A 22,610-nucleotide genomic window follows, 5' to 3' on the forward strand; every position below is an offset into this window, starting at 1 on the left:
ATCTATTATTTAATCATAATAGACTGGCTCAATCGATCACTTGTTTAGATTTCAAAGATTGACTAATAGTTTAACAATTGTAAGTTAAAAGAACTTTCTGCTCTGCGTTCTGCAAAACAGAAAGTGAAGTATATAGAAGTGATGCTTAAAAGTAGATAAAAATCAGGCTATTTTTTTTAAAAGCCCATAAATAAATTTTGAAGTCCAACCTTTTCATTAAAAATAATATCTTTTTTATTTGGATCGTACTTAAATTTACTTACTACTTTTTTGCCATCTTCTTTTAAATATCCAGCAGATATAAGTGTTGGCTCGATAAGAGTCATCTCAGGAAAGAGTGTATCAAAAAATTTAGCCAAAGTCTCATCCGCGCTTAGCTCACCATTAAGTGATAGCTTATCAAAGATCGCAAGCTGACTTTCTCCGCTTTTAAAGCCATTGATAGCAGCATCTAGTTTTAAATTTATCGCATTATTGCCATTTTTAAAGCTTAATGTATCCACTTTCACACTTGGATTTTTCTCTAAAATTTGACCCATTACTTCGTCCAAATTTAGCCCAGCAAAGATACTCTCATTTGTATCAACATTTACATTACTTAGTCTATCAAGTATATTATTTATAGTTGGCACGTTGATATTTGCTATTTTACTATCTAAGATAAAATCTGTAAATTTCACTTTATTATCAGCAACTGCACCTATCTTCACCACATCTTTTGAGCTACCAAGATCATTTGAGACTTCAAATTTAGAGCTATACTCAAAATCATCCAAAGCAACATTACTATCTTTTTCATCTAATAATGCTAGTTTTTTGATCTTAACTTTTGCTATGTAAGGGACTAGTTTGTTCTCAAATATCTTTGAAATTTCAACTGGCACAGTGTAGCTTGTATCTATATCGACACCTTCAACATTAGCTTCTACTTTATTTTCTTCATTAAGACCTTTTAAAACAACTTTTTCAACGCCCAAGTTTGCGCTATTTACATTATCTTTTGCGTCCAGTTTCAAGCCAAATTTCACATCCTTTGTATGAACGTTCATAGTTTGCTTGTCACTAAAGTCGATATCGCTAAATTTAACTTTTACATCTTTATCGCCACTCACGCTAGCCTTTGTTTTGGCCGTTGCGACGACGTTTGACCCAAGAAATGAAGCTACGATATTTTTTATCGCTTCATTTTGTATAGAAATTTTTGAGTCGATATCAAAGCCATTTACAAATGCAAGCACTGAGTGAGAAATCTCATTTTCTACCTTAAAATTTAGATCCTCATCTACATCTTTGCCAGCCAAATTTTTCAAAAGATCCTTTGAAACGATAAGATCAAACGATCCTTTTGAGCCAAAAAAGCCTTTTTGATAGCTGTTTTCTGAAACTTTAAAGCCATTTACATCATTTAGTCTATCAACTATCCTTTGATAGTTCTCCTCGACCTTGTTTGAGGCGAAATAAACAGCGCCTGCGACGATCACGATAACTACGATTAGAGCAGATATCACCTTTTTCATGCTTTTCTCCTTTTTGTAATGTGTTGTAAAAACAACCAGATGCCTAATAACAAGCCAACCATGGCAAGTGGCATGATATAGCCATGCTCGCCAAGATAATTGCTCACACTCATGAAATAATCCCCTGCTTTATAGCTAGCAAGACCGACGATCACCGCCCAAAGCACTGAAGAGATCAAATTTATAACGCTAAATTTATAAAAAGAGTATTTTGTAAGTCCAAGTGCAATAGGCACCAAAGTTTTGACGCCGTAGATAAATTTTTTGATAAATATTATCTTATCGCCATGCTTTTTAGCCAAAATTCCAGCGTAGGCAAGCTTTCTTTTGTGATTTTTTACATAAGGCATAAGTGAGCTTTTATTAAACCTTGCAACGTAAAAGATCAAAGTATCGCCGATCGTGTTTGCCACGGCAGCAACGATTATGCTAAGAGTGATGTCCATCTTACCAGCAAAACTTAATATCCCAGCAGCGATAAGCGCTACCATGCCACCGCCGAGGCTGTAAAAAAATAGCACGACGTAGCCGTAAGTTGAAATTGAGTTTATAATATCTTGCATCATTGCCCCAAAAGTTTAGAAGCTGAAGATATTAGCTGCTCGTATGCGTAGCCACTTTGTTTTAAAATTTCATCCTTTGCGCTAATCACTGCTCCGCCAAAACTAGCTCCAGCGAAAAATCCATCATTTGCAGCGTATGCGTAGATGTCGCTTGAAAATTTAAAATCGCTTACTTTATTATAATTGCGTCCAATATCGCCAAATGCCACTGAAAGCTTCGTATCAAGCGTAATCTTGGCGTCTTTTATGTCGTAGATGATGCTATCTTTAAATATAAATAGCACAAGCGAACTATCTTCATAACCAAGCTGTATGCCGATGCTGCCGCCACTTATACTAACTGGCAAAATTTCACTTGGCGAGTTGATGTTGCCAACAACCATGATGCCATCTCCACCCATGCCACCGACCACAAAACCGACTTTTTTTACACTTGGGAAGATGATCGTCGCTTTTGACTGCTCGATGAGCTCTTTTATAGGAGCGTTTCTAGCACCTCTCATCGTCGTTATAAACGAATTTGCCGAGTCTAGCACGAGCTCCTCGCTGGCAAAGCCAAGCGAGAAAAACATTATTATTGATAAAAGAAATTTCATATCTTGCCGTTATTTCGCAAAATCAACAGCGCGAGTCTCTCTGATGACACTTACTTTTATCTCACCAGGATACTGCACCTTGCTCTCGATCTCTTGAGCGATCTCTTTTGCCACAAGCACCGCCTCATCGTCATTTATAAGTTTAGCATTTGCGATGACGCGGATCTCACGGCCAGCGTTGATCGCATAAGCTTGCTTGATGCCTTCTTTGCTTTTTGCGATGTTTTCGATCTCTTCAACACGTTTTAAGAAGCTCTCAAGCACCTCACGTCTTGCTCCTGGACGAGCTGCACTTAGTGCATCAGCCGCGCAAACAGCAGCACTTTCTATACTTGTCGCCTCTTCGTGACCATGGTGAGCATAGATCGCGTTGATGACAACTGGATGCTCCTTGTAGCGTTTGCAAATTTCAGCTCCAAGATCAACGTGGCTACCCTCGTACTCGTGAGTTAGCGCCTTGCCGATGTCGTGAAGTATGCCAGCTCTTTTTGCTAGCTTCTCATCTCCGCCGCACTCAGCCGCGATGATGCCAGCAAGGTGAGCTACTTCAAGGCTGTGAGCAAGGGCGTTTTGACCGTAGCTTGCTCTAAATTTAAGCTTGCCTATTAGTTTTACTATCTCTGGATGAATTTTATTTAGACCAAGGTCCATGACGATGTTCTCGCCCTCTTCTTGTATGCTTTGCTCAAATTCTTCAGTCACTTTTTTGTGAAGATCCTCTATCCTCGCAGGCTGAATTCTGCCATCCTCCACCAAAAGCTCGATCACTCTTGTTGCGATCGCACGTCTGTAAAGATTAAAGCTGCTTAAGATGATCGCATGCGGGGTATCGTCGATGATGATATCAACGCCAAGAACCATTTCAAGGGTTTTGATGTTACGCCCCTCTTTGCCGATGATCCTGCCTTTTAGCTCATCGTTTTTGATATTTACGACATTTATCAGACGTTCAGCCGCAAATTCTCCGGCAAATCTTGACGTAGCCTGCGCCAAGATATAATTAACCCTCTTTTTAGCCTCTCTTTTTGCCTCTTCTTCGTACTTTCTAACGATGTGAGCGATATCGGCGCGTGACTTCTCTTCGACCTTTTTAAGCACAACCTCTTTTGCCTCTTCCTCTGTTAAGCCAGCAGCGTGCTCAAGCACCCTTATCGCCTCTTCTACTTTGTTTTGATAAGTCGCTTTTAAATTTAAGCCCTCTTCGTAAGTGACCTTCGCATCTCGCTTGTCTTTTTCAAAAAGCTCTTTGCTCTCATTTAAAAGCTCTTGCTCATTTAGCAAAATTTTCTCTTTTTTGGTTAGCTCATCAAATTTACTTGCATACTCTTTTTGAAGCTTTGTCGTCTTGTCATCGTATCTTTTTTTAGCCTCAAATTCAGCCTCTTGCACTGAAATTTTAGAGTTTTTAAGCGTTAGCTCAGCTTCATACTCGATGGCTTTTGCCTTTGCTTTTGCCTGCTCTAAAAATATGTTGTAGTTTGCATCATTTATCTTTTTGGCGTAGAGATACCCTGCTCCAACGCCCACCACACCGGCTCCTAAGCCTATTAAAACCTCTATCATTTATTCCTCTTTTTATATAATTTTTGCTTGGGGTTATATAAAAGTCTGCTACCGCATCGTGCGCCTGCGAGAGCACATCTTTGGTGTAGAAGTCTTTTACCTCTAAGAAAACTATCAGTTTTGGCTTAATGGGCAAAGTGTCAAAAAATCTATCGTAAAATCCTTTTCCGTGCCCTATCCTTGCCATAGCTCCATCAACCCCAATCGCTGGAACTACCGCCATATCGAGTTTAACATTATTCATTTTTTTGCCAGATGGCTGCCTGACATTAAATTTATAAGTTATAAATGGCAGTCGCAATCTTACCATCTCTAAGCTAAGACCTACCATAAAAGGGGCAAAAATTTCACATTTATGTGATAAATTTCGCCTTATTTTAAGCACATCAACTTCGTAGTTAAGCGGCAAGTAAAAGAGCACCTTTTTAGAATTTGTGTAATTTATCAAATTTAAAAGCGTTTTTGCTGCCTTGTGATGTGTGCATTTTGCTCTAAATTTAGTAAGCTTTATCAAATTTGCTCTTGCATTTTTTCTAAATTCGTTTTTTTCTAAATTAACGCTCATTTTATGCTCTTTCTTGTATAATCCTGAAACATTTTTCAAAAGGAAATTTATGACACTAAAACACGTAATTATAACATCACTTTGTCTTTTTGCATTTTTCGGATGCGGTGACGACTCTAACAAAAAGAGCGAGCAAAACACTAGCGAGCCAGCTGTGCAAAGTAAAAATTTAGAAGAAAATGCCAGCAAAGATGAAAATTTAAGCAAAGATACGCTCACACCAAAGATAAGTGAGAGCACACAAAGTGACGAAGTAAAAGATATAAGCCTAAAACTGCTTAACGGCACAACTATGCAGATCACAAAAAGAAGCAACGGCTTTGACGTAAAAGATGGCAAAAAAGCGACACTTTATGTATTTTTCGCCACTTGGTGCCCACCTTGCAAGGCTGAGATCCCATCTTTAAACAACCTAAGTGAGAAATTTAAAAACGAGCTAAACATCGTTGCTGTCTTGCTTGAAGACAAGAGCGAGGACGAGGTTAAAGAATTTGCTCAAAAGTATAAGATCAAATACGACATCGCAGTTGGCGAGGGAAATTTCTTATTTGAAAAGGCGATGGGCGGCATCAAAGGACTCCCTGCATCTGCACTTTTTAAAGCAAATGGCGACTACGCTCAAGGTTACATCGGTCTTGTGCCTGAAGAGATGCTTGAAACTGACATAAATAGGGCTATAAAATAATGCTTGAGTTTTTAAAAAGAGGCTTTGAAAAGACCTTTGGAGCGATAAGCTCGGCTAAGAAGTCAAAAAAGATCGACAAAGAGAGCTTAGAAGAAATTTTACTAGAAGCTGACGTGGCCTATGAGATCGTAGAGGAGATTTTATACTATCTGCCGCCACAAGATGAAGTGAGCAAAGCTGATCTTAGACGCGTTATGAGTAGCTATTTTATCTACGAAAACGAGCGCGTGATCGAGCCTGATAAGCCATTTGTCGATCTCATCCTTGGCGTAAATGGCGCTGGCAAGACGACCACTATCGCAAAGCTAGCAAATTTATATAAAAATAATGGCAAAAGCGTCATTTTGGGCGCTTGTGATACATTTAGAGCTGGGGCGATCGAGCAGCTGCGCCAATGGTCAATCAGACTAAATGTGCCAATAGTCGCCACCCAACAAGGGCATGATCCTTCAGCTGTGGCTTACGACACGATCAGCTCAGCCCTTGCAAAAGGCATCGACCGCGTCATCTTAGACACGGCTGGCAGGCTTCAAAACCAGACAAATTTGGCAAACGAGCTTGACAAGATCGTTCGTATCAGCAAAAAAGCCTACGAAAAGGCGCCTCACCGCAAGATCCTTATCCTTGATGGCACGCAGGGCAACGCTGGCGTCGCACAGGCAAAGGCATTTAACGAGATCGTCTCGCTTGATGGCGTCATCATCACAAAGCTTGACGGCACCGCAAAGGGTGGAGCGCTATTTGGCGTGGCAAGAGAGCTTGAGCTACCTATATTTTATATAGGCGTTGGCGAGAGTATGGACGATATCATCAAATTTAACCCAGACGAGTTTTTAGACGAGCTGATGGACGCCATTTTTGAGTAGGGTAAAATTTCTTAGTAAAATTTGCTTTTTCGCTGCTCTTTTGGCGATTGATTTTCTTGCATTTACTCCAAAAAGTCCCGCAATCATCGAAAATTCGTGGGACAAAGCAAATCATTTTTTGGCTTTTTTCGTCCTTTATATACTGCTCTACCTTGGCTATGAGTTTAAAATTTTTAAAAATTTAGCCCTACTTTTAGCCTTTGGCGTGCAGATAGAACTCGTTCAGGCATTTTTGCCAAATAGGAGCTTTAGCTTGCTTGACATCGTAGCAGACATGATCGGAGCGGGATTTGGAGTGATAGTAGTTGAAATTTTAAAAAGGATATATTATGGCAAAAGCAAAGCCAGTTTTTGAGTGTCAAGCCTGCGGTAATCAACAAGCAAAGTGGCTGGGCAAATGCCCACAATGTGGGGCTTGGGATAGCTTTGTCGAGCTTAGCCAGCAAGAGATAAAGATAAGTAAAGAGATAGCAAAAAGCAGTGGCACACCCAGCAAAGCCATAAGCATAGACGAAGTTGAAATTCAAAATTTCACGAGATTTAGCACCAAAGATAGCGAGCTAGACCTTGTTCTTGGTGGTGGCGTGGTCGAGGGTTCGCTTGTTTTAATAGGCGGCAGTCCGGGAATTGGCAAATCAACCCTGCTTCTAAAAATCGGCTCAAATTTAGCAAAAGACGGCAAAAAAACGCTCTATGTAAGCGGTGAAGAGAGCCAAAGCCAGATAAAAATGAGAGCTGACAGGTTAAATGCTGTGGATAAAAATTTATACCTGCTAACTGAAATTTGCCTAGAAGATATCCTGCTAGAAGTGCAAAAAAGCGACTACAAGGTGCTAGTCATTGACTCCATTCAAACGCTTTATAGCCAAAATATAACCTCCGCGCCAGGCTCGATCACGCAGGTTCGTGAGATCACGTTTGAGCTAATGAGACTTGCAAAGAGCCAAAATATCTGCGTTTTCATTATCGGTCACATAACCAAAGAGGGTTCGATCGCAGGGCCTAGAGTGCTTGAACACATGGTCGATGTGGTGCTTTATTTCGAGGGCGACGCGAGCAGGGAGCTGAGGATTTTGCGTGGGTTTAAAAACCGCTTTGGTTCGACGAGCGAGGTTGGCATATTTGAGATGAGCCAGCACGGACTGGTGAGCGCAAATGAGGTATCGAGTAAATTTTTCACACGCGGCGGGGCGATGAGTGGCAGCGCGATCACTATCATAATGGAAGGCTCAAGGGCGCTTAGCATCGAAATTCAGGCGCTTGTTTGCGAAAGTGCCTATCCAAAGCGAAGCTCGACTGGCTTTGAGAGAAACCGCTTAGATATGTTGTTAGCCCTACTTGAGCGAAAGCTTGAAATTCCGCTTGGGCACTACGACGTCTTTATAAATGTTTCAGGTGGCGTTAAGATAAGTGAGACTGCGGCCGATCTAGCCGTCATCGCAGCGATAATCAGCAGCTTCAAAAACCGCCCTATCAGCAAGGACAGCGTCTTCATCGGCGAGCTAAGTCTAAATGGCGAGATAAGAGAAATTTTCAACCTCGATCAGCGCTTAAAAGAGGCAAAAACGCAGAAATTTAAAAATGCGATCATCCCAAACAAACCGCTTGACACGCAAGGTCTAAAGTGCTTTTACGCCAAAGATATCACGCAAGTGCTTGAGTGGATGTAGGGATAGTTTAATATGGTTTTCTCGCAAAATGACAGTGATCTACAAAGCCATAAAGAGATAATTTATGCTTTTGTGTCAAAAGATAAAAGATTTTTTAGAGAATATCAAAAAGAACTCACGCGAAATTTACCACTTTATCCAAGCTTAGAGCTATTGCTTATCGATTTTGCGGTCATTTTGGTGGAAAATTTTGACCAACTAAGCGAGCAAGATAAGCTAGAAATTTTTGACTTAGTTGAAAACAATATTAAGAACGATGACTATATTAGCACAGCATTTTTGACTGGCTTTATTGAGACGATACAAAATGTTTCAAACAAAGAGCAATATAAGAAAATTGAGAAGTATTTTGGTGAAAATACAAAAAATAAGGCAAAGCCATGCTAGCTCAAAAAGACATTTTTATATATGAAGATTTTTTATATATTTTTATATCAAAAGACATTAGATATTTTGCAATTTATCAATCCGAACTTTTAAATTTTGTTCCAGATACCCCAGGGTTACTTACTTTATTGGAAAATTTTGCAAATGTTACAGTTTATATTTTTAATGAATTAAGTGAGCAGGATAAGCTAGAAATTTTTGACTTAGTTGAAAAAAATATTAAGAACGATAACTACGTTGGCACGGCATTTTTGACTGGCTTTATTGAGACGATACAAAATGTTTCAAGCAAAGAACAATATAAGAAAATTGAGAAGTATTTTGGCAAAGAAACTTTATTGATTGCAAATGAGCTAATAGAATTTTTGGGCATATAAGCTTTTATAAAAACATTTAAATTTAATCATCAAGCACCGATATCCCACTTGGACAAATTTTGGCAAGTGGGTTGTTATATTCTTGGTGGCATTTTTCGCACTTTATAACACCTAGTTCTGCGCTTACTTGCTCTGCATTATAACAATGCGGACAAACCACATAGCTATCTTCTTGCGTATCTACTCCGATAGCTTTAATACTTGGGTCTTGATAGTCATTAAAGATTTTTCTAAATTCGCTTTTATAAATTTTAAAATCAATAAAACCAGCAAACTCAACTACATAATTTCTGAACGTAAAACAATATCTCTTCTCTTTCTCTCTAAAATTTAGATCATCTTCAAAAAATTTATTGTAAAAGTGGTTAAAAGTTTTCATAATTAAAATTTTCTATACTAAAACCAAATCTTTTTATGATTGCACCGGCAAATTCTCTTGTTTTTATCCAAGTTTTGTTTGAATAAACTAAAGTTTTATTATCTATTTTTTCTATTTCATTCCAAAAATCTATTCCAAAATTCTTATCCATAAATGATTTGAAGTGACTTATGATTTCTAGCTCTCGCTTTGAAAAATATATTTTATTTCTAGGATATAACGCATATTCGCAAGCGTTATATACATCTTGCACCAAGTCCTCTACTGTTTCATATTTATCTGTAGTTGGATCAACCAAATACTTATCTTGATGCCATAAAGAAGCTATTCTGCATAAATTTAATAAAAAATATCCCTTTTCTGCTAGCATTTTATTTCTCCAAAATAGAATTTCCATAAATTGGTATGTGTGTTTCATTAGCCTTATAGCCACCAATATTTCTAAAATTATCTAAGTAATTTTTATTTTTATCTTGTATTCTTAAAATCCAACCAGAATTTGAATTTGTTCCAATTGGGGCTTTTGGATCAGGTCCATGAATTCTAATTCTTTCAATACCAGCCTCATCAATAAATCTTATACCATTCCCATTTTTTTGAACCAACATTTTCCAATCTTTTGGAACTCTTGAAATAATTTCATCTACTGTTGCTCCCTCTAGCTTTGTAAAATCTCCAACCAAATTTAAAAATTTATTGTTTTATCGGGGCATGTATAGACGGTTTATTTGTTTTTCACCTTTTATAATATTGTCTAGCTCATATCATTTTCAAATTTATACATGCTGATAAATTCTATCAGCACCATCTTCTTGGATTTAAACCTTTTTTTATATAATATTAAATAACTAAATCTTTTACTTGGTAGTTATTTTTAACTTTTCATTTGGTATAAAAAACTCATTATCATTTGTTGGTATCTTTATAAGTGGTGAAAAATCAACTTTCCAAATATCAACACTATCAACAAAATTATTATCGTATGCAAACATAGTAGCCACACAAAGTGTTCCATCAGCATCATAAAACTCTACGTCCGAAATATGCTTGCCGCCACCAATATACTCATTGCTTTCATAAACAAAGCCAAAGCTTCCCATTTTACCATCATCAAAATAAAAAATTTCATCTGAAAATTTATAATCTTTATTATCATTTTGTGAATTTTTAATTAAAATTTCCACCATTTGCCTAATTTGCGCAGTTATATGTCTAACTCGTAATTTTTTATTATATGCATAAATCTCTTTCATTATTTAGTCCTTATTTAACAATAATGGTACCAATATTATATGTGTCATCTTATTCTCTAGTATCCAAGAGTTTTGCAATCCAAGTATTTCCAAATTTATCATTTCCTAAAAACATTAAAGATTTTATTGCAAATTTTGGTTATTTTTAGACACTTGCTTATATTTATTCCAAGCAACTATGACATTGTGTGCTTTTTTAACGACGATCTGCCAATTTGGGTCTTTAATAATCGCTTCATCATCATTATCATCTTCTGCAATATAATTTCTTAGTTCATCTCTAAAATCATGCAATGAATTTATAAGTTCATCCGAAAAACCTAAAGTGAATGCCCTATTTTCTACAAAGTCATCAAATTTTAAATCATCAAAAAGCGAGCACATCAATTCAACATAAGACGATACTCCACCATCAATATTGTCCTCATTTAGCCAATGCATTTTTTGTTGTTTTATATCAGAAGCTTCTTTTATCCAATAATAAATCCATGGTAAAAAATTTTTCTCAATTTTTAAATCTGTCATATTTATTGTTCCATAATTTTATTAAGTATATTCAAGTCAAAATTTTCCAATTCTATATGACTTTCAAAAGATACCGACGGTTTGTCGCTTTTTATTATATTGCCATTTTTATCATAAAACCTAGTATTTAGCGGTTCAAGCATATAAAATTAGATTATTCTTAAAAAAGATAAATTTCACACGATCATCACTGCAGCTACGGCAAATCCGCCGTCGTGAGTTATACTAAGGCTTGCTTCTTTGATATTAAAGCTTGTATAAATTCTTGGGCTAAATTTTATCTTTGGTGCGTTTCTTGCATCTTTACTTAGCACAATGTCTAAAAAGCCACACTCTTTGCTGATGCCCACACCAAGGGCTTTGCTAGCTGCTTCTTTGGCCGCCCAAAATCCAGCCAAAGTCGCATCATTTTTTGCTAGCGCGATCTCGCTATCACTTAAAAATCTTTTTAAAAAAAGCTCGCCGTGACGAGCCTTTAGTCTTGAAATTCTATCTATCTTAACGATATCGATGCCTATCATTGCACCACAAAATCAGTAAAAAATATGTTTTTGATGTAGCCATCATTTAGCACTTCATTTAGCTTGCCGACGATCTCGTCTTTTAGCCTATCCTTGCCCTTTGCAGTGCTTACTTCTTCGTAAGTTTTAGATGAGAGCGTTCTTATGATGATATCTCTTAAAAGTGCCTTTTTCTTATCAAGCTCAGCAGTTAGTAGCTCGTCGCTTTGCTCTAAATCGATCTTAGTTTTAAGAAATCTTGATCCATTTTCACTAAGTAAATTTACGACAAACTGATCAAGCGGATATATCGGTCCCATGTTCGAATAGTCGTTGCCACCGCGTTTTGCTTTGTTTTGAGCGGGTGCTGGTTGAGTTTGAGTCTGAGCTGGTGTTTGCGCCATATTTGCCTCTTTTGGCTCGTCCGAACTAAGCATCCAAAACGCAAATAGCCCTCCGATAACTAGCAATAAAACAAATATCACGATGATGATTATCATCAAAGCGCCATTGCCACCTTTTTTTGCTTTTTTCTCTTCAACTTCTTCAGCCATCTTTCCTCCTTTAAGTTTTGGCTATAATTATACAAAAAATTCGCAAAAATGAGAAAAGATGATACATAAAACAAACGCCGCTAGGCTTTTAGACAAGCTAAAAATAGAGTATGAGATACTTGAATACGAAGTCGATCTAAACGACCTTTCAGCCGTTCATGTCGCAGCTAGCACCAAGCAAGATATAAAGCAAATTTACAAAACTATCGTCTGCCAGTGCGAGCCTAAAAATTTTGTCGTTGCCTGCTTGCAAGGCGATCTGGAGCTTGATCTAAAAGCACTTGCTCATGCATGCGGAGCCAAACGCTGCGAGCTTATAAATTTAAAAGATCTAGAAAAGATCACCGGCTACATCAGAGGCGGATGCTCGCCACTTGCTATGAAAAAGCACTTTGCCACATTCATCGATGAGCGAGTAAAAGAGCAAGAGTACGTGCTAGTAAGCGCTGGAGTAAGAGGCAAGCAGATAAAGATAGCTCCAAATGACCTTTTGAAGGCTTGTGAGGCTAGTTACGCTGATATCGCCAGGCTAGCCCTTTAAAAACTCTATAAATTTAAACTTCTCGCCTAAAAACTCAGGCGAGAGTAGAAATTTTGCCTGCTTGGTGATATTTTCATAGGCTTGCTTGCTGCCTTTTTCAAGCACCAAAGATAAAATTTCATCCACACCAAAGTCGCAAACTAAGGCATCATTTTGTTTTTTAAATTTAAGCATCAAAAAGCCAGCCAGAGAGAAAGCCTCTTTGACCTGTTTAAAACAAAGGCTATAAGTTAGATCTGAGCTTTTAAAATATGGCGCAAGGTTTGAAATTTCAAACAAAGAAAAAACTTGATGATCCTTAAAAACTCTTAGGCTAAATTCATTTTTTGGCTCAAATTCGCCGTAGTCAAAGCTTAAAAATCTCACCTTTTTAGCCGCATTTGCAAGCTGAAGCGCAAATTTAGCATAGCTAGTTGATATCTCGCCCTTTTTTATGCCAAATTTCTTTGCAAGAGCTAGTAAATTTTGATCCGCTTTTTGCCAGTGAAATTTTAGATCGCTATCCACAAAAAGCATATTATCTGCCTCTATCACCTCGCAGCTAAACGCGTCAAGCAGCTCATTTGAGATGACAAAAATTTCATCAAACGAGCATTCGCCCAAATTTTCATAGTGCCCTACTTTAACCTCGTCACCAAAGCGTTTTTTAAATGTCTCAAGCTGTTTTTTGCGTAAAATTTCATGAGGTTCTATAATGATAAACTCTAAATTTGACAAAATTTCTGGCTCAAGCGTAAAGATGCCCTGTGCAAAATCAGCCAGCATATCGCCCGAGTTTGCGCCGATCTCCACGACTTTGCATGAGCTAGAAATTTCGCCGTTTTTAAGTAGCTTTAAAAAGTAGTTTGCAAGGCAAGCGCCAAATAGGTAGCCAACACTTACATTTGTGTAAAAATCACCCTTTTTGCCGATATCCACGCCAAATTTATAGTAGTTTTCATTGACCCAGATATCAAAAAACTCGCTAAATTTCATAGATCAGGCAGCTTCCAGCCTCTATAAAATGCAAACATCCTGACTGTTATGCCAGCAGCAAGCAACAGCATGGTAAAAAATATATTGGTAAGACCTAGATGATATAGGATAAAGTAAGCAAGCCCCACGCCAAGGCTTATCGTGCCGTAAAGTCCGGTGCGCAAAAACCATGGGACTTCGTTTAGCAAGATATCTCTTAAGATACCGCCGCCAACGCCGTTAAAAAAGGCGATCATCATGACGCCAAAGATGTTGTAGCTATACTCAATGGCAACCATCGCTCCAACGATAGAAAAGCAGATAACATCGATCGCATCGGCAAAGATAAAGACAAATTTCTTCTCCAAACCATCTCTTTTTATATGTAAATTTGTGATCCTAGATGCGACAAGCATAAAGATGACGACGCTTACTGGCATGTAGTGAGTAAATGAATAAACTGCCCTGCCAACGAGCATATCACGCACGATACCGCCACCAAGTGCAGTTAAAAATGCGGACAAAAAGACGCCAAGCCAGTCACACTCTCTTTTTACTGCAAACAAAAAGCCACTAAGCGCAGCTGATGCGATACCAACGTATTCTACAAAAAGTATTAAGCTCATATTTTTTCCTTAAAAATGGGCATTTTATAATGAAATCTCATAAAATTTCATTAATAAATTTTTAAATAATAGTTTATTTTAGGCTATAATAACAAAAATTTTAAATAAGGAAATTTGATGAAAAAAATTCTAACTTTGCTCTTTTTGATCGGCTCATTTTTTGCGTTAAATTTAAACGCTGATGTGATCCAAAATCAAAAATTAAAAAATGCTATCAACATTTTAAACGCTTTTGGCACTAGAAATTTAAAACCAAATACCAAATTTACAGGCATCAAAGCCATCGCCATCATCCCAGACGTAACAAAAGCAGGTGCGATCATAACTGGCTCAAAAGGCAAAGGTGTATTTATCGCTAAAAACGACGATGGCGAGTGGTCAAGCCCATTTTTTGTAAATTACACATCTGGCAGCATCGGACTTCAGCTAGGATATAGCTCAGCTGATATGATCATCTTGTTTAAAAACTCAGAAGCCTACGCAAGCTTATTTAACGCAAAAGATACGATCAGCCTAAAAGCAGAAGCGACTGGCGGCGTTGGTAACGAAGTGGCGATAGCTAGCGATTTGCCTGAAATTTCAGCCTTTGTAGAAGAGCGTGGTAAGACAAGTGGGGCTTTCGTGGGCGTTAGCTTAGATGTGGCAAGACTTAAGATAAACGCACAAGATACAAACGACTACTACGATAGAATGTATGAATTTGAAGATATCTACAACAACAGCCCAAAAGCTAGCAAATACACAATCAAATTTAAAGAGATAATCTCAAAATACTTCTTATAATAACCTCTCATCTTGGCTCTTTTAGAAGAGTCAAGCTCTTTTTTACATTTTAAAGATTTTAGAAATTTAGTTTATAAATTTTGCAAGATTATGGCTTAGCCTTTTGCTAAACCATAAATAGTGATACAAAGCGTTTTTTAGGGATTGGAGAAAATTGAGTCATATATTCAAACGCCTCTTCGTAGTCGCCGTCAGTGTATTGCGCGACTTGCTCGATAAGCTCATAAAGCTCTTCGTCATCCATCGAGTCAAAGCTGCCTCTATTTTCCAAAACCTCTAACAAAACGGCGTCTAATTCTAGCTCGTCGTAAGTCATTTCGTTCCTTAATTCTGATTTAAAAAATGCGAAACTATACCAAAAGAAGCTTATAAAATACTTTACTTAGAATTTGTAATAAATTTTATGCATTTTTTAGTAGAAAAGTTGTAAAATCTTTACATTCATTATCAATTTGATAGGGATTTTGTGGAAGACTTTGAACTATTTTACAAGCATTTTAACGAGTTTTTAAAAGCTTTTGGTCAAAAGGGCTCTGAGATAAAAGAGCAAATTTTACGTGTGCTTTTTGTTAGCAAGTCGCATCTAAATGCTCAAGAAATTTGCCAAAAAATTTATGAAACTTACAAAAATGAAATTTCAATGACTTCGATATATACATTTTTAAATTTTCTTGAAGAGCACCATTTGGCAAATAGTTTTGAGCAAAATGGTGTTAAAAACTATGAGCTAAATTTAAAATCCTCTCACGATCACTTGATATGTGAAATTTGTGGCAAAGTGGTTGATTTTGAAGATGAGATGGTAGAGCAAAGACAAGATCAAATTTGTAGCCAAAGATCATTTAGTGCAGAGTCTCATAAGATGATACTTTATGGAATTTGCAGTGATTGTCAAGCAAAAAATGGGATTTAAATTTATCATTTCATTTTACTTTTTGATAATGAAAGACAAAAAAATTTCAGATTTGTTTAAGTTACAGATTAGATAATACGCAGACAAAATAAAAGGATGAAAATGGATATAAAAACACAAACTTTAGCACAAGTTGCAAGCTATTTTTCGATGATAGCTCACACAAATGGCAGACTAAGAGTAAGGGTTAGCCCAAAGATCAAAGAGCTAAGCAGTAGCGTAAATTTGGCCAGTTTAGATGACATGATAGCTCAAATAAATGGCATAAAAAATGTTAAATTTAACAAGCTAATCGGCTCTGTAACGATCGAATATGATCATGAAATTTTCCCTAAAAATCTCTGGGAGGATCTCTTAAAAGGGCAAAATTTAGAAGAAATTTCAGCTAAAGTAAATGAAGTAGCAAGAGAAGTAAAATATGCTTAACGAGCTTTTAAACACCTCTTATACGAGCGAAAAAAACGCACTTAGGCTATATGAAGGTCTGGCTTCATTTGGCGAAGTATTTGATCAAATCGCAAGTGTGAGAAAAAATGCGATCATCTTGATAGAGAAATTTGCAAATGCGCATGAGTATGAGCTTGTTTGCGAAAATGAAGCTATCTTTTTGCCAGCAAAAAATAAAGAAGATGCGCTGATAGAGACACTAAACTATGAAAATGAGCTAAACAAAATGTATGAAAAATTTTGTGAAAGCTTAGATGATGAGGAGCTAAAAGATCTATTTTTTAGACTTTGGGCTACTTCAAATAACGAATACATCACCTCTTTAAAGCACTGCTTAAAAGAAATTTATAGTGGAGCTGGAGCAAAAAATGAGCTAAATTTAAATGAAATTTCACAAAATTTTGAGCAAAATGGCATAACAAACATTTTAGAAAGCTATCAAAATGACTTTAATGAGATAACTAAAAGCTTGCAAAATATCGCAAGTGGCAAGGCTGATAAAAGCGAGTTGGCAAAGATCACAAACAACCCAAATTTCTCGTTTTTTAGTGGGCTTGCGCTTGGGGCATTAGGCATTTCAGTAGTTAGCAAAAATTTAAATAAGGATGAAGAAGATGAATAATTTACAAAATCAAACAAAGAAAGGATTTAAAATGGCATTACCATTTTTAGCAGGTTTAGCAGTAGGCGGTTTAGCAGTAGTTGCTTGGAGTAAAAGAGATAAGATCAAAGAGTGTGCCAAAGATGGCCTAGATAAAGGCAAAGAGGCTGCAAAAGATCTTTATAAAAAAGGCAAAAACGTCGCAAAAGACGCAAAAGACTTCATGGTTAAAGAAGAGAAAAAAGCAAAACGTGGCGTTAAAAAAATAGAAAAAGAGGCTGAAAAAGTAGTTAAAAAAACAAGAAAACCACGTGCTAAAAAGCCAGCAGCTCCAAAAGCTATCACACCAAACGATATAGCTTAAGGATAGAGAATGCAAGAAAATAGTCTTTTTACACTTTCAAACACAAGGCTTCCATTTGATCACTTCATCAGTGGAGCCTTGATCGCTGGTATGGGTGCGGCTGCGCTTGGCTTTAGCGACTATCTAAACAACAGAGCAACTAAAAAAGATGTCGCTAAAAAGATAGCAAAATACGCCGTAACTGGTGGTTTTGTAGGTGCTGTTGGCATTCACGCTTCAAATTTGATAGCACAAAAAAAATATCTAAACGCAGCAGCTTTTACTGCAGCTGGCATCGGCGGTCTTTTGATAGCTGAAGAACTAATAAAATTGGAGAGTAAATAATGAATAACCCTTATATCAATGAAGAAAACGCAAGCGAAGTAGTGGCAAATGACGCAGCAGCAACTCAGCCAAGTGCGGTTGATAATGCGATAAACAATGCAGCTCAAAATTTACCATTTGTACCTGAAAATTTTAACGCAGCTGGCTTTGTAAAAGGCCTACTTTTAGGCGGCATAGCAGCTTATGTGCTAACCAATCCAAAAGCACAAGAGTGCGTATTTAAAGCGATCATCAAAGGTGGCGAGCTAATAAACGCTGGCATAGAAGAACTAAAAGAGCGTTTTGAAGATGTCAAAGCAGAACTTGACTCACAAAAATAAGGTCACTCTAGCTCACAAGAGCAAAAATAGAGCGAGGTTTATTTGCGAGAGCCTAAACGCTAGAAGCGATGTCAGCGCTATCGAGGCTGCGATCTCAGAGCGAACCGATGCAAAAAGCGTGCGCGTAAATAAATACGCAAAAAGCATCGTTGTTGAGTTTGATAAGAGCTATGAGAAAATTTTAGATTTTATAAAAAGCTATGATTTTCCAACCAAGCCAAAAGATGAGAGCCTGCCTAGCAAAGCAAATATCTACAAAGCTGCTGCTGCACTTGGCGTAACGCCATTTATGAGTAACAAAACTCTAAAATCAGCCGTTACTCTTTACGCCACAGCTCCAAATTTAATAGAAGGTGCAAAAGAGCTAAGGTACGATGGCATCACCTCAAAAGTGCTTGAGGCAACTGCTATTGGCACTAGCCTTGCAATGGGCGATCATTTGGCTGCAAATAGCACAAATTTGATGATAAATATCGGCGAATACATGGAAGAAAGTGCTAGCCACAGAAGTGATGATCTCATAAAAGAGCTAGCCAAACCAAACATCGAAGAGGTCTGGGTCGAGCGAAATTTAAACGGCGAAAAGACGCTTGAAAAGGTAAAAACCGAAAATTTAAAAAAAGGCGACATTGTAGTAGTCGGAGCTGGCGAGACGATAGGCGTTGATGGCTACATCGTAGAGGGCAATGCTGATGTTAATCAAGTCTCAATGACTGGAGAAGCAGAACCCGTGGCAAAAGCTAGAGGCGACCGCGTCATAAGTGGCACTGTTGTCGATGAGGGCAGGATCAAAATTTGGGCTGAAAACGTAGGTAGCGACACCGCAACCGCAAGGATCAAAGAGTACATCCAAACTTCACTTAATGAAAAATCAGCCATCGGCGTAAAAGCTCTAAAACTAGCTGATAAGCTAGTGCCAGTTACACTCTCTCTTGCTGGGCTTTCGTATGTTATAAATAAAAATATGAATAGCGTTGCTAGCGTGCTTCAGGCTGACTACTCTTGCGCGCTCAAGCTTGCTACGCCAGTTGCGTTTAAGTCAAGCATCTCAAAAGCCGGCAGAAACGGCATCCTTATAAAAGGTGCAAAGGCGATCGAGGCTCTAAGCTCGGTTGATACATTTGTCTTTGACAAGACCGGCACTCTAACTCACGGACGCCTAAGCGTGGTTGAAATTTACTCTTTTAAAGATGGCTTTTCAGAGGCTGATATCTTAAATTTAACCGCAAGTGCCGAGGAGCACTACTTCCACCCAGTAGCTGAAGCGATAGTTGAGGCTGCAAACAAGCGTGGATTTAGCCATATCCACCACGACGAGGTTGAATTTATCGTGGCTCACGGTGTAAAAACTGCGATGCATGGCAAAGAGGTGGTCATCGGCAGTAGGCACTTTTTAGAAGATGATGAGATGATAAGCTTTAAAGCTCACGAAACGCTCATAAATAAGGCTTTACAAAGCGGACTAACCTTGCTTTATGTAGGATACGACAAAGAGCTTGTTGGCGTGATAGCTATGAAAGATGATATGAGAGCAAACGCTAAAGATATGGTGGCAAAACTGCGAAGTCTTGGCGTCAAAGAGGTCGTTATGCTAAGTGGCGACATCAAGAGCAAGGCTGAAGAGGTAGCGCGCGAGCTAGGGCTTGATAGGGTCTATGCTGAGTGCTTGCCAACGGACAAAGCAGCGATCATCGAAGAGCTAAAGAGTGAGGGCAAAAAGGTCGCTTTTGTGGGTGATGGCATAAATGACGCGCCAAGCTTAACAAAAGCAAATGTTGGCATCAGCATGCACAAAGGTGCTGATATCGCTAAAGCAACAGCTGATATAAGCCTTTTAAAAGATGATATCATGAGCGTAGCGCTTGCAAAAGAGCTTGCTAATAAAACTATGAAGTTAATTAGCTCAAATTTCCGCTCAACCGTTGGCGTAAATACAGCCATACTAAGTGCCGCAACGCTTGGCATGCTAAATCCAATAGCAACTGCTATGCTTCACAATGGCACGACGATCTGGCTTCTGCTCAACTCAATGAAGGGCGTGAAGATCAAGTCAAAATAAATTTGAAAGGATAGATGGTGTTTGAGAATTTCTTAAACTTTTTAAACGGCAAAATGGATGTAGCCAACGACTTTTTATATGGATATTTTTTGGTTATCATCCTTGTAGCTTCAGGAATTTACTTTAGCTACCTTACCCGTTTTGTGCAGTTTAGGATGTTTTTTGAAGCTTGCAGAGTTCTGGTAGAGAAAAAGGATAAGTACAACAAGCACCATCTAACGCCGTTTCAAGCGCTGATGATCTCGACTGCTTCGCGTGTCGGCATCGGCAACATCGCTGGAATTTCAGCTGCCATCGTAGCAGGTGGTCCTGGAGCACTTTTTTGGATGTGTTTGATGGCGTTTTTAGGCTCAGCTTCAGCCTTTATCGAGAGCACTTTGGCTCAAATTTATAAAACTAAAGATGTCTTTGGCTTTAAAGGCGGACCGGCTTATTACATCAAAAATGGGCTTGGCATAAAGTGGCTTGGCTCTTTGTTTGCCATCATTCTTATCATCACCTATGCTTATGGTTTTAATGGGCTTCAAAGCTACACCATGACCTCTGCTTTTGAAATTTACTACGACAAAGCAGGCAGCAACATCACCTTTGCGCAAAGTGGCTTGCCTATTGGCATCGGACTTATCCTTACAGCATTTACGGCTGTGATGTTTTTTAGCAAGAGCCACATCATCGGCAAAGTTAGCTCATATATCGTGCCTTTCATGGCGCTTACTTACATCTTGCTAGCTATCATCGCGATCGTTTTAAATTTCAAAGAAATTCCAGCCGTTATCAAGTTGATCATAGAAAGTGCATTTGATTTTAAAGCGATTTTTGGTGGATTTGCTGGAAGCGTGATCGTAATAGGCATAAAAAGAGGACTTTTCTCAAACGAAGCTGGCATGGGCTCAGCGCCAAATGCAGCAGCTGCGGCGCACACAAGCCACCCAGTCAAACAAGGGCTAGTGCAAGCAATGGCTGTCTTTATCGATATGACGATATGCATCGCCTCTGGCATGATCGTGCTTTTTTCTCAAGCATATCTTACAAAACAAACTGGCGTAAGTGGCGAAGTGCTAACCGCCCTACCTCTTGTTCAAGCAGCGATGAAAGAGTATTTTGGCGACTTTGGGCTACACTTTACGACCCTTGCAGTAGTGCTATTTGCCATCACATCGCTCATCGGCAACTACTACTACGCACAGGCAAATATGAAATTTCTAACCAAGAGTAAAAATTTAACGCTAGCATTTAAGATCACAGCAGTGATTATGATATTTATAGGCGCTCAGATGAACTTAAAACTAGCTTGGAACATCGCTGATATCACGATGGCAGCTATGGCTACGATAAATATCATCGCCATTTTCTTACTATCAAAAGTGGTGATAATAGCGATAAAAGACTACGAAGCACAAAGAAAAGCTGGTAAAAATCCAGAATTTGACCCAGAGAGTCTAGGCATCAAAAACACAAGCTGCTGGAGCAAAAACTAAAGGAGAAAATTTGGCAAAAGATATAAAGATAAGCGGCAAACTACTAGATCTAAACACCCACAGACAAGTAGCAAAGGTCGGCATGAGCGTCACTTTGGCATCTGTTTGCCTAAGCGCACTTTTTATGAAAAATAGATCTGTTAAAAAATTCCACGTAGCTTCTGGCATCGCATTTACATGCTTTGCGCTTTACCACGCTGGACTTTACGACAACGGCATCTTTAAAAAGATGATCGTAAAAGCAAAAACCGCTTCAAAAAAGGGATAAAATGAGACTAAGCGACGCTGAAATTTTAGACTACATAAACGAGGACCTACCCTACTTTGACTTCACAACGTCGCTTCAAGATATCGATAAAAAAGCCTCACTTGAAATTTACTCGCGTGATGAAATTTGCGTTAGCTGCGTAGATGTGGCAGCAAGCATAGCAAGGCTACTTGGCTGCGAGAGCGAAATTTTTGTCAAAAACTCTCAAATTTGCAAGGCTGGCGATGTGATCATAAAAATTTATGGCAGTTACGAAGATGTGCATAAGGCTTGGAAACTAGCCCAAGTCGCACTAGAATATGCTAGCGCCATCGCAACCTACACAAACAAAATAGTAAAAGCTGCAAAAAGCGTCAATGAAAAATGCGAAGTCTTGGCAACCAGAAAGAGCTTCCCATTTGCAAAGAAATTTTGTGTAAAAGCCGTGCTTGAAGGTGGTGGTGGCATGCACAGACTTGGACTTAGCGACAGCGTTCTTTTCTTTAAAAACCACATAAAAGCCTACGCTAGCTTTGATGAATTTCTATCACATTTGTCAGAATTTAAAACCAAAATGGTCGAGCGAAAGATCTGCGTCGAGGCTGAAAATTTAGACGAAGCAAGCAAGCTTTTAAAAGCAAAATGCGACGTCGTACAGTGTGATAAATTTAGTCCAGAGCTTATCAAAAACGTGCTAGCCTTAAGAGATGAAATTTCACCAAATACTATGATACTAGCAGCTGGCGGCGTAAATTTATCAAATGCAAAAGATTATGCAAATGCCGATGCGATAGTCACTTCTGCAATGTATTCAAAAGGCGTTGCTGACATCAGCGCAAGACTTGAAATTTTGTAAAATTTTACATATAAAAATACATATAATTTATATATAAAATAATAAATATCTCTAAAATTTTAAAATTTATGAGCAAACACACCATATCCTAAATTTA

Annotated in this window: 33 protein-coding genes; 18 read left to right on the forward strand and 15 right to left on the reverse strand. The window is 38.2% G+C overall.

The window, feature by feature from the left end:
• Positions 1-176 precede the first annotated feature (176 nt).
• Genes B9N65_RS00005 through B9N65_RS00025 form a run of 5 tightly spaced genes read right to left on the reverse strand, consistent with a single transcriptional unit; the run spans position 177 to position 4,804 of the window.
• Positions 177-1,517, reverse strand: coding sequence for a DUF945 family protein (locus B9N65_RS00005; protein ID WP_087582286.1), 1,341 nt, complete (start codon positions 1,515-1,517; stop codon positions 177-179).
• The gene (locus B9N65_RS00010; RefSeq protein WP_180385100.1) at positions 1,514-2,080 is read right to left on the reverse strand and encodes a DedA family protein; all 567 of its coding nucleotides are present in this window, start codon (positions 2,078-2,080) and stop codon (positions 1,514-1,516) included. The genes B9N65_RS00005 and B9N65_RS00010 overlap by 4 nt, the downstream gene beginning before the upstream one ends.
• The gene (locus B9N65_RS00015; protein ID WP_087582288.1) at positions 2,080-2,676 is read right to left on the reverse strand and encodes a lipid-binding SYLF domain-containing protein; all 597 of its coding nucleotides are present in this window, start codon (positions 2,674-2,676) and stop codon (positions 2,080-2,082) included. The genes B9N65_RS00010 and B9N65_RS00015 overlap by 1 nt, the downstream gene beginning before the upstream one ends.
• Positions 2,677-2,685: 9 nt before the next feature.
• Entirely contained in the window at positions 2,686-4,239 is a 1,554-nt protein-coding gene (rny, locus tag B9N65_RS00020) for a ribonuclease Y (RefSeq protein WP_087582289.1), read from the reverse strand.
• Entirely contained in the window at positions 4,160-4,804 is a 645-nt protein-coding gene (locus tag B9N65_RS00025; RefSeq protein WP_087582290.1) for a 5-formyltetrahydrofolate cyclo-ligase, read from the reverse strand. Before B9N65_RS00025 ends, rny begins: the two co-directional genes overlap by 80 nt.
• 49 nt (positions 4,805-4,853) lie before the next feature.
• On the opposite strand from B9N65_RS00025, the gene B9N65_RS00030 reads away from it, so the two are divergent.
• The 6 genes from B9N65_RS00030 to B9N65_RS00055 are packed head-to-tail and all read left to right on the forward strand — an operon-like array spanning position 4,854 to position 8,789.
• On the forward strand, positions 4,854-5,489 hold the full coding sequence (locus B9N65_RS00030) for a TlpA family protein disulfide reductase (protein WP_087582291.1): 636 nt from the start codon (positions 4,854-4,856) through the stop codon (positions 5,487-5,489).
• Entirely contained in the window at positions 5,489-6,355 is an 867-nt protein-coding gene (gene ftsY / locus B9N65_RS00035) for a signal recognition particle-docking protein FtsY (protein ID WP_087582292.1), read from the forward strand. The genes B9N65_RS00030 and ftsY overlap by 1 nt, the downstream gene beginning before the upstream one ends.
• Complete coding sequence (locus B9N65_RS00040; RefSeq protein WP_087582293.1) at positions 6,348-6,710, forward strand: VanZ family protein; 363 nt, start codon at positions 6,348-6,350, stop codon at positions 6,708-6,710. The genes ftsY and B9N65_RS00040 overlap by 8 nt, the downstream gene beginning before the upstream one ends.
• Positions 6,685-8,025 (forward strand): DNA repair protein RadA, encoded by a 1,341-nt coding sequence (gene radA, locus B9N65_RS00045; RefSeq protein WP_087582294.1) that lies wholly within the window; start codon positions 6,685-6,687, stop codon positions 8,023-8,025. The genes B9N65_RS00040 and radA overlap by 26 nt, the downstream gene beginning before the upstream one ends.
• 12 nt (positions 8,026-8,037) lie before the next feature.
• Positions 8,038-8,412, forward strand: a complete 375-nt coding sequence (locus B9N65_RS00050) for a DUF7674 family protein (protein ID WP_087582295.1) — start codon at positions 8,038-8,040, stop codon at positions 8,410-8,412.
• Positions 8,406-8,789 carry a DUF7674 family protein gene (locus tag B9N65_RS00055; RefSeq protein ID WP_087582296.1) on the forward strand — a complete coding sequence of 128 codons (384 nt, stop codon included), beginning with the start codon at positions 8,406-8,408 and terminating at the stop codon, positions 8,787-8,789. Before B9N65_RS00050 ends, B9N65_RS00055 begins: the two co-directional genes overlap by 7 nt.
• A 22-nt stretch (positions 8,790-8,811) precedes the next feature.
• On the opposite strand, the gene B9N65_RS10935 is transcribed toward B9N65_RS00055, so the two are convergent.
• From B9N65_RS10935 to fliL, 7 genes are all read right to left on the reverse strand, one after another.
• The gene (locus tag B9N65_RS10935; protein ID WP_180385101.1) at positions 8,812-9,168 is read right to left on the reverse strand and encodes a hypothetical protein; all 357 of its coding nucleotides are present in this window, start codon (positions 9,166-9,168) and stop codon (positions 8,812-8,814) included.
• Complete coding sequence (locus B9N65_RS00065) at positions 9,155-9,538, reverse strand: hypothetical protein (RefSeq protein WP_141083823.1); 384 nt, start codon at positions 9,536-9,538, stop codon at positions 9,155-9,157. The genes B9N65_RS10935 and B9N65_RS00065 overlap by 14 nt, the downstream gene beginning before the upstream one ends.
• Position 9,539: 1 nt before the next feature.
• Positions 9,540-9,851: a polymorphic toxin type 30 domain-containing protein gene (locus B9N65_RS00070; protein ID WP_141083824.1), complete on the reverse strand. Its 312-nt coding sequence runs from the start codon at positions 9,849-9,851 to the stop codon at positions 9,540-9,542.
• A 174-nt stretch (positions 9,852-10,025) separates the two neighbouring features.
• Entirely contained in the window at positions 10,026-10,421 is a 396-nt protein-coding gene (locus B9N65_RS00075) for a DUF6984 family protein (protein ID WP_087582299.1), read from the reverse strand.
• A 123-nt stretch (positions 10,422-10,544) separates the two neighbouring features.
• The gene (locus tag B9N65_RS00080; protein WP_087582300.1) at positions 10,545-10,946 is read right to left on the reverse strand and encodes a hypothetical protein; all 402 of its coding nucleotides are present in this window, start codon (positions 10,944-10,946) and stop codon (positions 10,545-10,547) included.
• Positions 10,947-11,122: 176 nt separating this feature from the next.
• Positions 11,123-11,467, reverse strand: coding sequence for a holo-ACP synthase (gene acpS / locus B9N65_RS00085; RefSeq protein WP_087582301.1), 345 nt, complete (start codon positions 11,465-11,467; stop codon positions 11,123-11,125).
• Complete coding sequence (gene fliL / locus B9N65_RS00090) at positions 11,464-12,000, reverse strand: flagellar basal body-associated protein FliL (RefSeq protein ID WP_087582302.1); 537 nt, start codon at positions 11,998-12,000, stop codon at positions 11,464-11,466. Before fliL ends, acpS begins: the two co-directional genes overlap by 4 nt.
• 58 nt (positions 12,001-12,058) lie before the next feature.
• Between fliL and ybaK the strand changes: the two genes are divergently transcribed.
• Positions 12,059-12,541 carry a Cys-tRNA(Pro) deacylase gene (ybaK, locus tag B9N65_RS00095; RefSeq protein WP_087582303.1) on the forward strand — a complete coding sequence of 161 codons (483 nt, stop codon included), beginning with the start codon at positions 12,059-12,061 and terminating at the stop codon, positions 12,539-12,541.
• On the opposite strand, the gene B9N65_RS00100 is transcribed toward ybaK, so the two are convergent.
• Both B9N65_RS00100 and B9N65_RS00105 read right to left on the reverse strand, forming a co-directional pair.
• Positions 12,530-13,516 (reverse strand): SAM-dependent methyltransferase, encoded by a 987-nt coding sequence (locus B9N65_RS00100; RefSeq protein WP_087582304.1) that lies wholly within the window; start codon positions 13,514-13,516, stop codon positions 12,530-12,532. The genes ybaK and B9N65_RS00100 overlap by 12 nt on opposite strands.
• On the reverse strand, positions 13,513-14,121 hold the full coding sequence (locus tag B9N65_RS00105) for a trimeric intracellular cation channel family protein (RefSeq protein WP_021088495.1): 609 nt from the start codon (positions 14,119-14,121) through the stop codon (positions 13,513-13,515). Before B9N65_RS00105 ends, B9N65_RS00100 begins: the two co-directional genes overlap by 4 nt.
• 117 nt (positions 14,122-14,238) lie before the next feature.
• Here B9N65_RS00105 and B9N65_RS00110 point away from each other — a divergent pair, with 117 nt between their 5' ends.
• On the forward strand, positions 14,239-14,904 hold the full coding sequence (locus B9N65_RS00110; protein WP_087582203.1) for a lipid-binding SYLF domain-containing protein: 666 nt from the start codon (positions 14,239-14,241) through the stop codon (positions 14,902-14,904).
• Between the two features lie 106 nt (positions 14,905-15,010).
• Here the strand turns inward: B9N65_RS00110 and B9N65_RS00115 are convergent, their stop codons facing one another.
• Entirely contained in the window at positions 15,011-15,220 is a 210-nt protein-coding gene (locus B9N65_RS00115; RefSeq protein WP_002942234.1) for a hypothetical protein, read from the reverse strand.
• 150 nt (positions 15,221-15,370) lie between these two features.
• Here B9N65_RS00115 and B9N65_RS00120 point away from each other — a divergent pair, with 150 nt between their 5' ends.
• The 10 genes from B9N65_RS00120 to modD all read left to right on the forward strand — a co-directional run bounded on the left by B9N65_RS00120 (position 15,371) and on the right by modD (position 22,513).
• On the forward strand, positions 15,371-15,817 hold the full coding sequence (locus B9N65_RS00120) for a Fur family transcriptional regulator (RefSeq protein WP_087582305.1): 447 nt from the start codon (positions 15,371-15,373) through the stop codon (positions 15,815-15,817).
• A 102-nt stretch (positions 15,818-15,919) separates the two neighbouring features.
• The gene (locus tag B9N65_RS00125; protein WP_009293946.1) at positions 15,920-16,243 is read left to right on the forward strand and encodes an HMA2 domain-containing protein; all 324 of its coding nucleotides are present in this window, start codon (positions 15,920-15,922) and stop codon (positions 16,241-16,243) included.
• A complete protein-coding gene (locus B9N65_RS00130; RefSeq protein ID WP_087582306.1) occupies positions 16,236-16,886 on the forward strand; it encodes an aminotransferase in 651 nt (216 codons plus the stop codon). Before B9N65_RS00125 ends, B9N65_RS00130 begins: the two co-directional genes overlap by 8 nt.
• 31 nt (positions 16,887-16,917) lie before the next feature.
• Positions 16,918-17,229, forward strand: a complete 312-nt coding sequence (locus B9N65_RS00135; RefSeq protein WP_257640001.1) for a hypothetical protein — start codon at positions 16,918-16,920, stop codon at positions 17,227-17,229.
• A 9-nt stretch (positions 17,230-17,238) separates the two neighbouring features.
• Positions 17,239-17,553 carry a hypothetical protein gene (locus tag B9N65_RS00140; protein WP_009293949.1) on the forward strand — a complete coding sequence of 105 codons (315 nt, stop codon included), beginning with the start codon at positions 17,239-17,241 and terminating at the stop codon, positions 17,551-17,553.
• Positions 17,553-17,873 carry an oxidoreductase gene (locus tag B9N65_RS00145; RefSeq protein WP_087582308.1) on the forward strand — a complete coding sequence of 107 codons (321 nt, stop codon included), beginning with the start codon at positions 17,553-17,555 and terminating at the stop codon, positions 17,871-17,873. Before B9N65_RS00140 ends, B9N65_RS00145 begins: the two co-directional genes overlap by 1 nt.
• Positions 17,842-19,932: a heavy metal translocating P-type ATPase gene (locus B9N65_RS00150; protein ID WP_374220064.1), complete on the forward strand. Its 2,091-nt coding sequence runs from the start codon at positions 17,842-17,844 to the stop codon at positions 19,930-19,932. Before B9N65_RS00145 ends, B9N65_RS00150 begins: the two co-directional genes overlap by 32 nt.
• A gap of 14 nt (positions 19,933-19,946) precedes the next feature.
• A complete protein-coding gene (locus B9N65_RS00155; protein ID WP_087582310.1) occupies positions 19,947-21,410 on the forward strand; it encodes an alanine/glycine:cation symporter family protein in 1,464 nt (487 codons plus the stop codon).
• Positions 21,411-21,420: 10 nt separating this feature from the next.
• Positions 21,421-21,678 carry a helicase gene (locus B9N65_RS00160; RefSeq protein ID WP_087582311.1) on the forward strand — a complete coding sequence of 86 codons (258 nt, stop codon included), beginning with the start codon at positions 21,421-21,423 and terminating at the stop codon, positions 21,676-21,678.
• A gap of 1 nt (position 21,679) precedes the next feature.
• Positions 21,680-22,513, forward strand: coding sequence for a ModD protein (modD, locus tag B9N65_RS00165; RefSeq protein ID WP_087582312.1), 834 nt, complete (start codon positions 21,680-21,682; stop codon positions 22,511-22,513).
• Positions 22,514-22,610 lie beyond the last annotated feature (97 nt).

This window comes from Campylobacter concisus, from assembly GCF_002165815.1.
Classification (GTDB): domain Bacteria; phylum Campylobacterota; class Campylobacteria; order Campylobacterales; family Campylobacteraceae; genus Campylobacter_A; species Campylobacter_A concisus_BH.

What these genes read in the sequence shown, in the direction of transcription:
- B9N65_RS00150 (WP_374220064.1), top strand. Translation starts at nt 17,842, where the DNA reads ATGTCAAAGCAGAACTTGACTCACAAAAATAAGGTCACTCTAGCTCAC.
- B9N65_RS00050 (WP_087582295.1), top strand. Translation starts at nt 8,038, where the DNA reads ATGGTTTTCTCGCAAAATGACAGTGATCTACAAAGCCATAAAGAGATA.
- B9N65_RS00075 (WP_087582299.1), bottom strand. Translation starts at nt 10,421, where the DNA reads ATGAAAGAGATTTATGCATATAATAAAAAATTACGAGTTAGACATATA.
- B9N65_RS00155 (WP_087582310.1), top strand. Translation starts at nt 19,947, where the DNA reads ATGGTGTTTGAGAATTTCTTAAACTTTTTAAACGGCAAAATGGATGTA.
- B9N65_RS10935 (WP_180385101.1), bottom strand. Translation starts at nt 9,168, where the DNA reads ATGAAAACTTTTAACCACTTTTACAATAAATTTTTTGAAGATGATCTA.
- B9N65_RS00080 (WP_087582300.1), bottom strand. Translation starts at nt 10,946, where the DNA reads ATGACAGATTTAAAAATTGAGAAAAATTTTTTACCATGGATTTATTAT.
- B9N65_RS00030 (WP_087582291.1), top strand. Translation starts at nt 4,854, where the DNA reads ATGACACTAAAACACGTAATTATAACATCACTTTGTCTTTTTGCATTT.
- B9N65_RS00010 (WP_180385100.1), bottom strand. Translation starts at nt 2,080, where the DNA reads ATGCAAGATATTATAAACTCAATTTCAACTTACGGCTACGTCGTGCTA.
- B9N65_RS00025 (WP_087582290.1), bottom strand. Translation starts at nt 4,804, where the DNA reads ATGAGCGTTAATTTAGAAAAAAACGAATTTAGAAAAAATGCAAGAGCA.
- B9N65_RS00145 (WP_087582308.1), top strand. Translation starts at nt 17,553, where the DNA reads ATGAATAACCCTTATATCAATGAAGAAAACGCAAGCGAAGTAGTGGCA.
- fliL (WP_087582302.1), bottom strand. Translation starts at nt 12,000, where the DNA reads ATGGCTGAAGAAGTTGAAGAGAAAAAAGCAAAAAAAGGTGGCAATGGC.
- B9N65_RS00125 (WP_009293946.1), top strand. Translation starts at nt 15,920, where the DNA reads ATGGATATAAAAACACAAACTTTAGCACAAGTTGCAAGCTATTTTTCG.
- modD (WP_087582312.1), top strand. Translation starts at nt 21,680, where the DNA reads ATGAGACTAAGCGACGCTGAAATTTTAGACTACATAAACGAGGACCTA.
- B9N65_RS00055 (WP_087582296.1), top strand. Translation starts at nt 8,406, where the DNA reads ATGCTAGCTCAAAAAGACATTTTTATATATGAAGATTTTTTATATATT.
- radA (WP_087582294.1), top strand. Translation starts at nt 6,685, where the DNA reads ATGGCAAAAGCAAAGCCAGTTTTTGAGTGTCAAGCCTGCGGTAATCAA.
- B9N65_RS00135 (WP_257640001.1), top strand. Translation starts at nt 16,918, where the DNA reads ATGGCATTACCATTTTTAGCAGGTTTAGCAGTAGGCGGTTTAGCAGTA.
- B9N65_RS00115 (WP_002942234.1), bottom strand. Translation starts at nt 15,220, where the DNA reads ATGACTTACGACGAGCTAGAATTAGACGCCGTTTTGTTAGAGGTTTTG.
- B9N65_RS00065 (WP_141083823.1), bottom strand. Translation starts at nt 9,538, where the DNA reads ATGCTAGCAGAAAAGGGATATTTTTTATTAAATTTATGCAGAATAGCT.
- B9N65_RS00140 (WP_009293949.1), top strand. Translation starts at nt 17,239, where the DNA reads ATGCAAGAAAATAGTCTTTTTACACTTTCAAACACAAGGCTTCCATTT.
- B9N65_RS00005 (WP_087582286.1), bottom strand. Translation starts at nt 1,517, where the DNA reads ATGAAAAAGGTGATATCTGCTCTAATCGTAGTTATCGTGATCGTCGCA.
- B9N65_RS00100 (WP_087582304.1), bottom strand. Translation starts at nt 13,516, where the DNA reads ATGAAATTTAGCGAGTTTTTTGATATCTGGGTCAATGAAAACTACTAT.
- rny (WP_087582289.1), bottom strand. Translation starts at nt 4,239, where the DNA reads ATGATAGAGGTTTTAATAGGCTTAGGAGCCGGTGTGGTGGGCGTTGGA.
- B9N65_RS00105 (WP_021088495.1), bottom strand. Translation starts at nt 14,121, where the DNA reads ATGAGCTTAATACTTTTTGTAGAATACGTTGGTATCGCATCAGCTGCG.
- ybaK (WP_087582303.1), top strand. Translation starts at nt 12,059, where the DNA reads ATGATACATAAAACAAACGCCGCTAGGCTTTTAGACAAGCTAAAAATA.
- acpS (WP_087582301.1), bottom strand. Translation starts at nt 11,467, where the DNA reads ATGATAGGCATCGATATCGTTAAGATAGATAGAATTTCAAGACTAAAG.
- ftsY (WP_087582292.1), top strand. Translation starts at nt 5,489, where the DNA reads ATGCTTGAGTTTTTAAAAAGAGGCTTTGAAAAGACCTTTGGAGCGATA.
- B9N65_RS00015 (WP_087582288.1), bottom strand. Translation starts at nt 2,676, where the DNA reads ATGAAATTTCTTTTATCAATAATAATGTTTTTCTCGCTTGGCTTTGCC.
- B9N65_RS00130 (WP_087582306.1), top strand. Translation starts at nt 16,236, where the DNA reads ATGCTTAACGAGCTTTTAAACACCTCTTATACGAGCGAAAAAAACGCA.
- B9N65_RS00110 (WP_087582203.1), top strand. Translation starts at nt 14,239, where the DNA reads ATGAAAAAAATTCTAACTTTGCTCTTTTTGATCGGCTCATTTTTTGCG.